The sequence below is a fragment of the Chlorogloeopsis sp. ULAP01 genome (assembly GCF_030381805.1).
GTDB lineage: Bacteria > Cyanobacteriota > Cyanobacteriia > Cyanobacteriales > Nostocaceae > Chlorogloeopsis.
This window is the reverse complement of the sequence record NZ_JAUDRH010000023.1, coordinates 1-14,560: the sequence shown is the minus strand read 5'-3', so window position 1 is coordinate 14,560 and position 14,560 is coordinate 1. Positions and strand designations below refer to the sequence as shown.

9 protein-coding genes and 1 pseudogene are annotated in these 14,560 nt (G+C 38.5%); 5 read left to right on the top strand and 5 right to left on the bottom strand.

Annotated features, from left to right (window positions below):
* The first annotated feature begins 265 nt into the window (after window positions 1–265).
* Together QUB80_RS33045 and QUB80_RS33040 are read left to right on the top strand one after the other, a co-directional pair.
* Window positions 266–1,573 (top strand): glycosyltransferase, encoded by a 1,308-nt coding sequence (locus QUB80_RS33045; protein WP_289793695.1) that lies wholly within the window; start codon window positions 266–268, stop codon window positions 1,571–1,573.
* A gap of 6 nt (window positions 1,574–1,579) precedes the next feature.
* The gene (locus tag QUB80_RS33040; RefSeq protein ID WP_289793694.1) at window positions 1,580–3,370 is read left to right on the top strand and encodes a glycosyltransferase family 2 protein; all 1,791 of its coding nucleotides are present in this window, start codon (window positions 1,580–1,582) and stop codon (window positions 3,368–3,370) included.
* A 220-nt stretch (window positions 3,371–3,590) separates the two neighbouring features.
* Here the strand turns inward: QUB80_RS33040 and QUB80_RS33035 are convergent, their stop codons facing one another.
* Entirely contained in the window at window positions 3,591–4,325 is a 735-nt protein-coding gene (locus QUB80_RS33035) for a hypothetical protein (RefSeq protein ID WP_289793693.1), read from the bottom strand.
* A 940-nt stretch (window positions 4,326–5,265) separates the two neighbouring features.
* On the opposite strand from QUB80_RS33035, the gene QUB80_RS33030 reads away from it, so the two are divergent.
* Together QUB80_RS33030 and QUB80_RS33025 are read left to right on the top strand one after the other, a co-directional pair.
* Window positions 5,266–6,036, top strand: a complete 771-nt coding sequence (locus QUB80_RS33030; RefSeq protein WP_289793692.1) for a pentapeptide repeat-containing protein — start codon at window positions 5,266–5,268, stop codon at window positions 6,034–6,036.
* Window positions 6,037–6,274: 238 nt separating this feature from the next.
* The gene (locus QUB80_RS33025; protein WP_289793691.1) at window positions 6,275–6,901 is read left to right on the top strand and encodes a TenA family protein; all 627 of its coding nucleotides are present in this window, start codon (window positions 6,275–6,277) and stop codon (window positions 6,899–6,901) included.
* A 212-nt stretch (window positions 6,902–7,113) separates the two neighbouring features.
* On the opposite strand, the gene QUB80_RS33020 is transcribed toward QUB80_RS33025, so the two are convergent.
* The 3 genes and pseudogenes from QUB80_RS33020 to QUB80_RS33010 form a co-directional block, all read right to left on the bottom strand.
* Window positions 7,114–8,103, bottom strand: coding sequence for a peptidoglycan-binding domain-containing protein (locus QUB80_RS33020; RefSeq protein ID WP_289793690.1), 990 nt, complete (start codon window positions 8,101–8,103; stop codon window positions 7,114–7,116).
* Between the two features lie 423 nt (window positions 8,104–8,526).
* Window positions 8,527–10,788 carry a PAS domain-containing sensor histidine kinase gene (locus QUB80_RS33015; protein ID WP_289793689.1) on the bottom strand — a complete coding sequence of 754 codons (2,262 nt, stop codon included), beginning with the start codon at window positions 10,786–10,788 and terminating at the stop codon, window positions 8,527–8,529.
* A 618-nt stretch (window positions 10,789–11,406) separates the two neighbouring features.
* Window positions 11,407–12,363: pseudogene (locus QUB80_RS33010) on the bottom strand (RNA-guided endonuclease InsQ/TnpB family protein); the annotation flags it as partial.
* Window positions 12,364–12,383: 20 nt separating this feature from the next.
* On the opposite strand from QUB80_RS33010, the gene QUB80_RS33005 reads away from it, so the two are divergent.
* Window positions 12,384–12,533 (top strand): transposase, encoded by a 150-nt coding sequence (locus QUB80_RS33005; RefSeq protein WP_289793688.1) that lies wholly within the window; start codon window positions 12,384–12,386, stop codon window positions 12,531–12,533.
* Between the two features lie 68 nt (window positions 12,534–12,601).
* On the opposite strand, the gene glcD is transcribed toward QUB80_RS33005, so the two are convergent.
* Entirely contained in the window at window positions 12,602–14,089 is a 1,488-nt protein-coding gene (glcD, locus tag QUB80_RS33000) for a glycolate oxidase subunit GlcD (RefSeq protein WP_289793687.1), read from the bottom strand.
* Between the last annotated feature and the right edge of the window lie 471 nt (window positions 14,090–14,560).

Sequence of the window (14,560 nt, the reverse complement as noted above, 5' to 3'; positions counted from 1 at the left end):
AGTAGGTGGAATCAAAGCGATACGCGTTAAGGAATGTAAAATAGCTGAAGCTCTTACTCATGACTAATAACGATCTTAACTAGTTCAATTTCTTTGTACTGTGCTACTTATGTGAGTTAAATATTGTTTTAATTTACAGGTTTACAGGTAACGCTCTCATCAACTGGTGCTGTCAAAGCAAGCATCATGATCTTAGAAAATACAACCTAGATACAGCCAGCGATTTTCAATCCAAAAATATATTAGATATTCAAGGAGGACAATTATGCAATCAACACCCGAAATTTCAACTAAGGTTGCAAATTTTCCTCTTGGTGTTAATATTTCAGGCTATGTAAACAGTGAATTTGGACTAGGTGAAGGAGTTAGAGGAACTATAAGAGCTTTAGAAGCTGCTGGTATTCCTTTTGTAATTAACAATTGCAATTTTAATACCATGCACAGAAAGTTAGACTCTACTTACACTGATTTCTCAGAGAAAAATCCTTATCCAGTAAATATTGTACAAGTCAATGTGGATATGATCCACACTTTTATTAATTCTACTAGTCCTGCATATTTTCAGAAAAAATATAACATTGGATTTTGGGCATGGGAACTTCCAGAATTCCCAAAAGAATGGCTACCTGCTCTTAATCTTTTTCATGAAATCTGGACACCCAGTAGTTACTGCACAGAAGCGATCGCACCTGTATCTCCTATTCCAGTACTGAAGGTTATGCATAGTCTCTTCCTTCCGCAGCCTTCAGCCACTAAACAAGCATTAGGCTTACCTGAGAATAAATTTATTTTCCTGTTTATCTTTGATTTTTGTAGCATTTTTGAACGTAAAAATCCCACAGCAATTATTGAAGCATTTCAACTTGCATTCGGAAAAGAAAATCAAGATGTGCTATTAGTAATTAAATTTTCTAACGCCAAATATTTTCCTGAACAACTCCAGAAATTAAAAGTCTTAATGGAAGGATTTAAAAATATCAAATTAATAAACGATTATTTACTCAAAGATGAACTTAACGCGCTTATCTACCACTGTGATTGTTATGTATCTTTACATCGTTCTGAAGGTTTTGGATTGACGATGGCAGAAGCTATGTTATACGGTAAACCGGTTATAGCAACTGCCTACTCAGCTAATACTGAATTTATGAATATTGGTAATAGTTTTCTTGTCAAGTACTCTTTAGTAAAATTAGCAGAAAATTACGGCGCTTACAAAAAAGGAAATGTATGGGCGGAGCCAGATATTCACCATGCAGCAGATTTAATGCAATACGTATTTAATAATTATGAAGAAGCAAAACAAGTTGGTGGAAAAGCAGCTCAAGATATTCAGTCTATGTTGAGTCCTAAAGTAATTGGAGATAAAATTAAAAGAAGATTAGAATATGTAATGCAAGTAAGTCATAAATACTCAGATATTTACCAATTGCAAACAGAGTTACAATATCAAAATGCAGAAAATTATCGATTAAAAACTCTGGTTAAAGAAATGGAAAATAGTAAGTTTTGGCAATTGAGAAATCAATGGTTAAAGCTCAAAAGAAAAATTAATTTTAATCATAAAAATTAATAAAGTATGCAAATTCATACAAATAGTAAAATACAAAAAATAAAAAATATTTACAAAAGGCGAGGAATACTAGGTTTATTAGGTTTTATATATCAAATAACTAAATCTCGATTGAAAAATAAGATAGCGTATCAAAAATGGATTAAAAAAAATACTTTTACCCAAAAATATATCACATCTGCTATTCAGCAAATTAAGGAATGGCAACTGCATCCAAAATTTTCAATTATTATGCCTGTTTACAATGTAGAGGCAAAATGGTTAGAAAAAGCGATTGAATCAGTTCGCAATCAAATCTATGCTAATTGGGAGCTTTGTATTGCTGATGATGCCTCTACTTATCCTCATATTCGTTCCATATTGACTAATTACAGTAAACTCGATCCACGCATCAAAGTTATTTTTCGTACAGAAAATGGGCATATTTCAGCAACTAGTAACTCTGCTTTAGAAGTAGCTACGGGAGAATATATTGCACTTTTAGATCACGATGATGAATTATCAATTAATGCTTTATTTGAAAATGCCAAATTAATTAATCAACATCCAGAAGCAGATTTTATTTATAGCGATGAAGACAAAATAGATGAGAATGGTAGCCGATTTTCACCTTGCTTTAAACCAGATTGGTCGCCAGAATATTTTTATTCTTGCATGTACACCTGTCATTTAGGTGTTTATAGGACTAGTATTATTGGTGAAATTGGCGGTTTCCGCAGTGAGTATGACGGCTCACAAGATTACGACTTGGTATTAAGAGTTGTAGAAAAAACCAAGAACATCTACCACATTCCAAAAATTCTCTACCACTGGCGCAGCATATCTGTCTCAGCCGCTTCTGGTTCACAAGCAAAGCCTTGGGCTTACACTGCTGGTAGAAAAGCTCTAGAATCTATGTTGGAGCGCAGTCGATATCCAGGGCGTGTAGAGGAAACTATTAATCCCGGAATTTACAGAGTTCGGCGTGATATTATTGGCAATCCCTTAGTTAGTATCATTATTCCTAGTGCTGGTACAACAATAGAAACTCCTTCAAATTCACTGTGTCTATTGGAAAATTGCCTCCGCAGTATTCAACAGGTGAGTACCTACCGCAACTTTGAGATTGTTGTGGTAGATGGTTATGATATTCCCAAAGAAATTTTAGAAAGAACCACTGCTAGTAATGTAGAACTAGTGCGCTGTGCTGAACCCTTTAATTTTTCAATGCGAATTAACAAGGGTGCAGCAAAAGCTAAAGGAGAGTTTCTGTTATTACTAAATGATGATACAGAAGTTATTACTCCTGATTGGCTGGAATCGATGTTAGAACTTGCACAACAGATGGAAATTGGTGCAGTGGGTGCAAAACTTTTATTTCCGGATGGGAGAATACAGCATACAGGAGTGCTAATTCTCGAAGGAAATCCTTGTCATGCATTTTATGGTTTTGATAACGAATACTCTGGTTATTATTGCTCAAATATTGTTAACAGAAACTACTTGGCTGTAACTGCTGCGTGTTTGATGATGCGAAAAGAGATATTTCAACAGTTGCAAGGATTGGATGAGGATTTTCCCTTGAACTATAATGATGTTGATTTATGTTTAAGAGCATATCAAGCTGGATATCGTAATGTAGTCACACCCTATGCCCAATTAATACATTATGAATCAGCTAGTAGACAAAAAGGATTAAGACCAGGAGAATGGCATCAATTAAATCAGAAATGGAAGAATTACTTTGAAAACTTAGAGATAGACCCATATTATAATGTAAATTTATCATTAAAAACGGCTAATTTTGAGATTTTCTAGGAAAGAAAAAACGAACCAGACTTTACTTACAGCATATTTCATATAAGTGCTGCTTTAACGTACCCTACTTTTGCGTTTACTCAAGAGAATTAGATTTAGTAAGTAGGATGTGTTACGGCTATGAAAAGATTTGAGAGTTTCAGAGAATAAGAACTAGCTGTAACGCACCACTAACGGGGCGGTACGTTACGCGCTGCTTTAACGCACCCTACTTTTACGTTTACTCAAGAGAATTAGATTTAGTTTCAGCTAGTTTTTTAGAAGCATTTGTGCGTTTCAAGAACAATACTGTACCTATAGCCCCAACGCCTAAGAGATTAGATGCTGTATCTTCTGGAGTACTTTCTGGAACAGCATTTACTATTAAACCTTGCGAAGCAGGTGTAAAGTCTTCATCATTTACCGCCATTGATATAAGTCCGTTGAATCCACTGCTAGGTAAATCACCTATTTCATCTTTATATTTGCTATAAACGATAAATTGGAGCTTAGTTGAAGTACCTATTTCTTGTAAGTTAACGTGATATTTAGTACCTCCAATCCAACTAGAATCCAGTGATTCATTTCCTTGTCTGTTTATGTCAGATTCAGATATTCGAGAAGCTTTAATACTACCTGGTTTGAATTTAATAGTACCAGAGCATAAATCATTTATTTCTTCTGCACATACATATTGAGCTTTAATCACAGATCTTGGATAAAAACCTCTTTCTGATGAAGGTTGTGAATCTTTCACAGAAGTGTTGAGAACAAAAGTAAAGGTACTTTCTCCCTGATTGGCAACAAAAGTATAACTTAAATAGGGCGTGGCTAGAACAGCTTCAGGAACTAAACAAGAAATTACAGAGAAAAACGTACTGAACCCTATAACTCTCTTGAAGTTATTTAGTTTAGTCAAATAACCCATTGAAGCACCTCCAAGTTTTTGGATTAAATATATAAATTGCAAAGCCAATATTTCTGGGTATAGTTGATGTTTTATCTGCAATTTACCCAGATCCCTGATGTTAGAAAAAACTATTTGTAGATTTGCTTTTTAAAGAGTGGAGTAATTTACAACAGAGCAATTTTAAATAAACTATATTACTGCCGTAACTCTGTTACCACTCTAATTTGTTGATGTATTTTTTAATGTCTAATACATATTATCAAAGCATAAATAATAGTAATTATACTGATTAATTTGCTATTTTTTATGAAAAAAAAGATAGATTTTGACACAATTTATTTACAATTTTTCACTCTATTGTAGATTGCACTATATTTTTTATTTAAGAATAAATTAACTGACGTTATTGTGGAACATAAAATAATTTTCTTTTGCTAATTTTGAGGATGAAATAGTAGCAAAAAATTATAAATATAGTTCGCGATTAAAGAAAATCATACCAATACTGTGCAATCTATCAAGAAAACAATTCTCAACATAATATGTATTTACGCAAAAAACGCAAAAAATTCTTTGCAGAGTTTGGAGTGATGATTTTGTAGATCTACACTCCCAAAACTCTAGTGACTTGCAGATTGCTGTCTTGAGTCTTGCTGATGTGCAAGCGATCGCTTAATATTTGTCCCCACAGCAATTACTTTTTCCAAGGTAGTTTAGTACCCATCTCAGTTAAAGCTGAGAACACAAGATACAGCACAAGAACAACAATGCCGATGAGAAAAAAAACAAAGTCGTTATCCATTCTTTATTTGTGTAAGTAGCAACAGAGACTATCAAATCTAGATTAGTAGCTGATGAACTTGTAGTACAGCACCACCGATGATTATTTGCGCAAAATTGCAGTAGTGACTCAAAAATTGATGCCAGAAAAAATATGCTGAGGTATAAATGTGTCTACAAGTAAGTGAATTATGCAGTAGAAAGCGCAGATAATACCACACCGATTATGAAAAACAAAATTATAGCTATAGCCGCATTTGTAAGTATAATCAGCACTATACAAACTGCTGTAGCTGCCAACTCAGAGCATATTAGGCAACTGTTAGCAAACAAACAATGTCGTGATTGTGATCTCAGTGGTGCTGGTTTAGTAATGGCTGACTTGAGTAATGCAAATTTGAGAGGAGCTAATCTTCGTGGTGCAAATCTCAGTCGTGCCAACCTCAGTGGTGCTGACTTAAGTAACACCAACTTAAGTGGTGCAGGATTATTTGGTGCTAACTTAAGTGGAGCAAAATTGAATGGGGCGACTCTAGTGGGTACAGATTTGAGAAGTACTTATTTAGTAAATGCAGAAATGACTGGTGTGAATCTCAGTAGCGCCAATTTACAAGGTGCCTTGGGCGTGCCATTACAAATTGCCAAATCAGAAGATTTCTATGCTTGGGGTGTTGCTGAAGCACAAAAAGGTAACCATCAACAAGCGATCGACTATTTCGAGCAAGCGATCGCTCTTCAACCAGATTATGCGATCGTTTACCTAGCTCGCGGTGTTGCCCGCTACCAACTATTTGACAGACAAGGCGCTTTTCAAGATGCCCAGACTGCTGAAAAATTATTTACAAACCAAAAAAATAGTGAAGGTATGCAAACCGCACAAGCTTTTATGAAAGAACTGCAAACACCCCAAACAGCCCAAGTAGATCGTGGTAAACCAAATTTTATGGACTTTTTGGGAGGAATTACTTCACTGTTTCTTCAGTTAACACCCTTTTAGGAAAAGGGGGAGAGTGGAGGATGGGAAGACACGGAGACGCAAAGACGCGGGGAGGGGGAAACAAGGAGACAATTAATCACTGTACGGGCGGGTTGAGAAGATAGATTGTTGGTTTCAGTGAAAGATTATTTATCAAACCCGCACGGCAGTCGCACTCGACGCGCTTAACCCGCAAGGGCGCACTGGCTCCGCAACGCGCTGCCTCCCCTACTAACCACTAACCACTAACCACTAACTAATGACTATTTCTAACCAATTGTGGGAAGCAAATCAAGAACTAGCACAAGCTTGTCTAGTACATCCCTTTGTCCAAGGTATTGCAAATGGTACTCTAGCAACCTATAAATTTGCTTATTATGTAGGACAAGATGCATTTTTTCTAGAAGCCTTTGCCCGTGCCTACAGTATCGCTGCTGCTAAAGCTCCAGACTGGCAAGGTTTTAATACATTTCATTATTTAGCTGGAGGTGTGCTGCAAGAACTATGGCTGCATGAAAGCTACGCAGCTAAGTGGAATGTTAATTTGCATTCTGTAGAAATAGGAGCCGCTACCCGTCGTTATACAGACTTTTTGTTGGCTACTGCTTGGGGAAAAGATATGGGTTTAACTGCTGCGGCGATGTCTCCTTGTATGCGTCTTTATGCCTTTTTAGGAGAACAGTTAGCTCAAGATGGCATTCCCAATCATCAGTATGCAGACTGGATTCGTACTTACAGTGGCGGTGATTTTCAGTCATTGGCACAAGAATTAGAAAGTTTAGTTGAATGCTACGCAACTACTTCTGCCTTGACTGACTCGACTTATCGTTATGCCATGTTATGTGAGCGAGATTTTTTTCAAGCAGCGTGGGAAGTAAAGGGATAGAAAATAGGGAGAACAGACAAACAGAAAAATTCTCTCTTACTCTCCCTAGCTCTGTTTTTAAGACAGTTGTTCATGGGCAAATCTCTTTCCCATACCCCATCAACTATTTATATTGCTTCAATCTGAAAATTTTGAAACGTGATTTGACAGTCTTCGTTTTCTGGTGATGCACATACTAACCCTACCTGCACTGTTTCTTCCTCAATTAATGACTAAAAGTATTCTACGCGGGCATCAAAACCGAGTTCACGTAAAAATTGAGAATGCTTTTCTGCTTCAGAGCGATCGCGAAATGTTCCAGCATTCACATAATGTCCCAATTTGGATCTAGCTGCAAAAGCTTTGGGAATATACTGACGCACTCTAGGAAGAGTATCAGCCCGACGAATTGGTACAACTACTACATACCGATTCCGATTCGCAGGGGTAGGATTGTTAATTGCAGTGGGGGGGTTATTGCTACCTAATCCTAATCTTTGCCAAGTTGAAAAATCTACATTTCCAGTTGGATACATTCCAGCATCTCGCTGGAATTGCGCTACGGCATTTCTTGTTGTTGCACCATAGTAACCCGTGATTTCCTCTGTAAAAAATCCTAGTTGGCGCAGACGTTGTTGCACTGTTGACACTCGCGAACTTTTCTCACCTAAACAGATATAACCGCTATTTATTGAACAAGCAGAATTTGGGCTTCCCATTGCTCTAGATATTTGTGCCAAGGTTTGTGGATCGGCAATGCCACTAGGTGGGAGTTGGTTATGTTGCTGGAAAAGAATTACAGCATTTGTAGTTGTAGTACCAAAATAGCCAGTAGGATTTCCCTTAAAATAGCCCAATTGTTGTAATTTTCTTTGCAATTCTGACACTTCTGGCCCAGCATCGCCTTCACTGAGATTATAGGAAAAGCGATCGCTAGTATTACTGAAAGTATAGCTTTGACGAGACTGTCCATTTTGACATACGTATTGTAGGGCTTGTTGAGTCTGCGCCCCTACTATTCCTGTCGTACCTATATTATTAGCTCGCTGAAATTTTTTTACAGCTTCTTCAGTTAATACACCAAAATTGCCATTGATCGGCCCTTGAAAATACCCTAAGCTTTGTAAACATCTCTGAAGATTACTAACTTCCGAACTGCTATCTCCTCGTTGCAGTGCTAACGCTTGTCCTGCAAAATTGAAAACTGTTATAGTAACCGCCACAGACAAAAGCTGTGCTATTCCACTATGAAAGTGTTTATTTGTAGGCTGCTTAGTTATAAATGTGCAGTCAAATTTGGTTTTAGATACTTGGGATAAAGGGAAAAAATTAATATTTTCCATGTGTAGCTAATTACTAACTTTTAATTGCTTTGCTGGTTTTACAAAAAAAGTCAGAGGCAGAAGGCAATCTGTATTAATAACAACTTTAGTTTTGAGTCTAAAGCCCAGTAAAAAATAATTGTATAGAGGCACTTCTGTTCTAGTGCCTCACTACTTCTGCTTTGTGAAATCTCAGTTCAGGCTGCTGTATTACATAATGCAGTGTATATATAAATATATTCAGTATTCATTCTAGTTGCTGAGTCGGAAATAAGTCTATAATTTACAATATAGTTAGCAGTATATTTGCTAGACATTTATTTATCATACTTTAATCTCTCTCGGTAAACTGAGAGTGAAAGTAGTAAAAGCTGCTTGACTTTCTACACGAATTGAAGCTTTTAAATGTTTTACCAGCTTCTGTACTAATGCCAATCCCATTCCTGTACCTGTGTGTTTCCACGGATCATGCTGGGGAATGCGATAAAAAGGCTCAAAAATGCGTGAAAGTTCGTTGGTGGCGATGCCAATGCCATAATTAGTAACGCTAATCTGTACGGTATCCCCTACAGCAGAAGCAGCAATCATAATAGAACCACCAGCAGGCGTATATTTACAGGCGTTATTTAACAGTTCTGTGATAATACGTTCTAAGTCGGTAATATCAGTTTCTAAGCAAGGAAGCTCACCATTTATATCCAAAATTAAGTTTTGTTGATGACAAGCGGTAAGTTCTCGAAAAGATTCAACAATCGGAGGAAGCCAGGATTGTAAATCGATTGTAATTAAAGTTAAAGGTTCGATTTCAGCCTCTAGATATGTAAGTGTCAGTAGATCATTAATCAATTTGCTTTCTCGCCCACACTCACTTTGGAGAATCTGTAAAAGCTGAGATACAAGCTCTGTATCTAATACATTTTCTTGTCTGATGATGCTATCTAGTGTTTGAACAGCAAGACAAATACTTGTAATTGGTGTTCGCAGTTCATGAGAAAGGGTTCTGAGGAATTCGTGTTTGAGGTTTTCGAGTGTTTCAATGTCTGTTAAGCGTGTCTTAGCTTGTTGCCAGAGACGAGATTGACAAATAGCGATCGCACATTGATTGGCGATTTGCTGCACCAGATTAACTTCCCATCCCTCAAACTCTTTTTCTGTTGCCCTAGTTAGCCAAATATTTCCCATCACTCCTTGTAGATCAAAAATTGGACAAGCAAGCTGTGTGATTACAACTAACCTTGGGTTCCAATCCCGCATAATTTTCCCAAATTGCAAGGATTGTTTTTGCAACAGTGGCTCATAAAGTTCAGGAAAGTCTTCAATTACTCTCACAGCTCCTTGGCACAAAGGAGGAGTGGTGGTGTATTCGTGGGCAACAGTCGCAAGGGTGTTGCGAGCATTATATAGTTCGATTTGACAGCGATCGGCTTGTAATATACGTCCTAACTCCTCAGTGGCTGTTTCCAAAATCCGATCTATATCCAGATTGTCACGAATTTGCTCACTCAGGCGCTGCATCAAGCCTTGAACTTGTAGAGTTTGCTGTTGCCATTTCAACTGAGCTTGCAGAGCTTGTACTTGCCGATACAGTTTTGCTTGTTGGGCGGCAATGCCAATTTGAGTTGCTAATTGCTCTAACAAATCTATTTCTGTTTGCTGCCATTGTCGTGGTTCACAGCAGTGTTGGGTAATTAATAGCCCCCATAAATCTTGCTGAAATATAATCGGCACTACTAAATTAGCTCTCACTTGCAAAGAAGCCAGAACATCAATTTGACAAGGATGCAATCCTGCTGCATATATATCCTCTACAATTTGAATACAACCACTTTTGTAGCGCTCTAAGTGTCTTTCGGTAAAACAGCTAACTTGAAGATTGATTCCTACCAGCGAAGTACCGGAAACAATTGTAGATTCTGCAATTATGACTCCATTGCTATCATCCTGGAAGCGATAAATTAACACGCGATCGCTCATCAAAAATCGCCGTAGCTCCGTAACTATCTGATTGAGTATCGCATCAAAATCTAAAGAGTCACGAATCCCTTGGGTGATTGTTCCTAACAGCTTTTCCCGCTCGGCTTGACGGCGTAGTGCTTCTTCTGCTTGCTTGCACAGACGCGTAGCGGCTTGCCGTGAGGCATCGCTAATATTAGTACTAGTACCAATCAAGCGGTAAATACGTGAACTTTCATCCCATAAAGGAGTCAAAGTTGTACTCCACCATGTGGGAATTCCTTGAAATTCCAGACATTCTTCATAGGAAATAGTTTTACCAAAGCGTACGCAATCTGCATAATGCTGACGCGCCCTTGCTGCATCTACTGGTGACAGCACCTCCTCCAGTTTTCTTCCTTGCAGCTCCTCTGAACTCATGCCAATCCGATGCTCATGAATTGGATTGATCCCCAAATACCGAAAGTTACCATCCTCCAGAACATCAATCACAAATACAGATGCCTGCACATAATTGCAAATGCTGCAAAGAAACTGTTGATGATTTTGATTTTTTATATCTGTATTGATCTGAAAATGCTGACAAGACGGCTGTGCCAACTCTGTGGTAGATTCAGATGGATTAATAGTCATGCGAGAGTCCCTGGGGTGTGGTAGCTGAGTCTACTAGGCGCTCTCTCATACATATACAAAAGTTGTGGTAGATACTTTTTAGCGCCTAAGGCAAAGTACTTTTAGCGTTGATTGACGCTTATTTGAATAATGTGTGCTTCTAGTTGGAAAGCTAGTAAAGCTTATGGGAGTAAGTTTAATTTTTCCTGCTAATACAAGCTATGCTACATTTGCAGGTCAGTCAAAACGCGACATCAGTGATTTTCAATATTGTCTTAAAATCTTTGCACAAAAAATTATCAAAATTTGATGACGTAGACAAATTTTACAAATATTCATAACAATACAATTTAAGGACACAGAATTGTTCAAGTGAGACAGTTGCCCTACGTAAAATTCCCCCATCAGGGAACTAAACGTAGAATATCGTCACACTGATTGTGTAGATGCGTAGATGTCCAGAGTGCAGCTTCAAGGAAAAGTAGGCTACATTCCTTAGAGTACAGAACTAAGTGAACTAAAGCAATTCTTTTCAGAAACAAGGCAATGAAAACAGAGAAGTCTGTAGCCGCAGGGGCGCAGTGGCTCCTGTGTCTGCCCTATTTTCACATAAGTACTATCAAGCAGGTGACATACTCCCTACGCTGACCTCTTTGAGGTACAGCGAGGGCTTATCGGTTTTTTAGTTCGAGCTTCAGGCTTTACGCCTATCACGGAATGCCCTACCGCGATTGCACGATTTTTGATTACAATGGCTGAGTTGTGATCACGGCTTATTTCTAATCCGCATTTAGGACAACAATGCCACCTATGTGCTAAAGATTTTGATACTTTAGTACCACAACTAGAACACTGTTGACTAGTTCCGTTTGGATTCACTTCTATTACTAATCCACCAGCATTTGCAGCTTTGAGTTTTAGTATTGACAAGAAGCTAGCCCAACCAGCATCATTGACTGATTTAGCCAATCGTGATTTAGCTAAATTTTTTAGATTCAAATCTTCACAAGCGATAAACTTAGCTTTAGCGACTAGTTTATTAGCCACTTGATGATGAAAAAACTTACGCTTATCTACTACTTTCTGATGTTGCTTCCCAACTTTAGAAACAGCTTTAGCTCTACGTTTGCTACCTTTGTTCTTTGTAGAGACTCTCCGTTGTAACTTAGCTAACCTATCTTGCGATTTTCGATAATATTGTGGAATCGGTTCAGCATTTCCGGAATCATCTACTAAAAAATCAATCAAACCAAGGTCGATACCTATTGTATTTTCTTGATTTGGTTTTTCTTGAGGAATTAGTACTGGAATTGACTTATCCTCTAAACTCAAAGCAACATACCAACCATCAGCTTTGACACTAACTGTTGCTGTTTTGATAGTAAAGCCATCGGGTATAGGTCGGTGGTAAATGAACTTGACCTCGCCAATCTTTGGCAACTTTATCTTGTTGCCTTTGATACAGCATTGATTCATCTGTGTAAAAGTAAATGACCTAGATCTACCTTTACCTTTGAATCTTGGTTTACCAAATCTTTTACCTGTGTGATCTGGGTTTACAAATCTATCAAAAGCTAATTCAACTCTGTTGACACAATTTTGTAATACTTAGTAGGATGATAAATAAAAATCACCAACAATACCTAAAAAGTTTTGACTGGAAAGACTCAGTACTATGGACTAAATCCTACTTCATTGCTAGTTGTGGCGGCGTAACAGTTGAACAACTAAAACAATATGTAGAATCTCAAGATTCTCCCTCCTAGTTATAGACCCTGTTCGGGATTCATCCCTACGCTAACTTCGTATAGCGAGGTACTTCTCCCGATTGAAGTTAAAACCGCTCCACCCCTTCGATGGCTTCAAACTTCTTGCCACTCTCACTAATCGCTCTTGCAGCTTCTCCACACGTGCGCGGAGTCGGGAAAATCTTTTCAGGATTAGCCAAACCCTGAGGATTAAAAACTTGCCGCACCCATTGCATTGTTTCTAAATCTGCTGCTGTGAACATCTCTGGCATATAGCATTTTTTATCTGCACCGATGCCATGCTCACCAGAAATACTCCCACCAACTTTCACACACAATTTGAGAATTTCTCCACCTAATTCTTCCACTATTTCCAATGCACCTGGAACAGAATTATCATAAAGAACCAACGGATGAAGATTGCCATCGCCGGCGTGAAACACATTAGCGATACGATAACCATATTTTTGACTTAATGCTTCAATTTCTTGCAGTACATAGGGCAATTGAGTACGAGGAATTACTCCATCTTGTACATAATAATCTGGACTTAAATGCCCGGCGGCGGCAAAAGCTGCTTTGCGTCCTTTCCATAATTTCAGTCGTTGTTCTGGATCGCTTGCAGATGTAATATTACGTGCTCCATTCTGTTGACAAATTTCTGCTACTCTTTGTTTATTTGCTGCAACCTCCACTTCCAAACCATCAATTTCTACTAACAGGATTGCAGCCGCATCGCGAGGATAACAATTTAACGCTGTGACATCTTCTACGGCGTTGATGCTGAGATTATCCATGATTTCCATCCCGCCAGGAATAATTCCTGCACTGATGATGTCAGAAACACTAAGCCCAGCTGCTTCAATATTTGTAAAATCTGCCAGTAAAACACAGATTGATTCTGCACTTTTGAGAATTCGCAGCGTAATTTCTGTAGCAATTCCTAAAGTTCCTTCCGAACCAACAAATATACCCGTTAAATCATAACCAGGCATTTCGGGTATCTCTCCGCCCAAATCTAGAATTTCACCTTCAGGAGTGACTATTTTTAACCCCAAAACGTGGTTTGTAGTCACACCATACTTGAGACAATGCACTCCCCCAGAGTTTTCGGCAACGTTACCACCAACAGAGCAGATAATTTGACTGGAAGGATCGGGAGCATAGTAAAATCCAGCACCACTTACTGTTTGCGTTACCCAACTATTAATCACCCCTGGTTGAACAATCACACGTTGGTTTTCTAAATCTATATTAAGTATTTGCCGCATTAAGGAAGTAACAATCAATACGCTATTCGCAATCGGCAAAGCACCACCCGACAAACCAGTACCAGAACCGCGAGCAATAAAGGGAACAGAGTATTTATTGCATATCTTTACTACCGCCGCCACTTGTTCTGTAGTTCTGGGTAATACTGCCACAGCTGGGCGTTGGCGATAGCTGGTTAATCCGTCGCATTCATAGGTGATAAGTTCCTCGCGGCGTTGTACTACGCCATTTTTGCCAAGTACAGCCTCAAATTCTTTAATAATGGGTTGCCAATTACGTTTTTGTGTATCTTGGATCAGCATAGGTAATTTTTATAGTTGCAAGAAGATATTCTGATTATTCGTAGCGGTGATAGGGGTGTACCGCTTCTTTAGTTGTGCTGTTTAATTTAACATTCCACAGCGATCGCCTCTATACCTTTAAGGATAATATTTAGTCCAACCTTAATATCAGCTAGTGTCTGTTCTTCTGTGATACTACTAAAAACCCAAGACTGGGTGGGAAATTGCTCTGGTTGTTCGTGAAGCCGCGTCAGTAAATTTTACAACCTGCTATTGTACCCGATGTTTTTCTAGAGAATTTGAAGGTAGGCAGTCCCTATGAACTTCGTACACCACCAAGTATGAAAGAGGATTCTTTCCCCTACACCCCTAAACCCTTATACACGCCAGATGACGCCACGTGCTTTATGCCGGGAAACCCTTTCGCCAGTCGCTACAAGTCGGCACTAGACGCGAAGCGGCTTCCCGGAGGGTAGCCGCCCAACGCGCTGG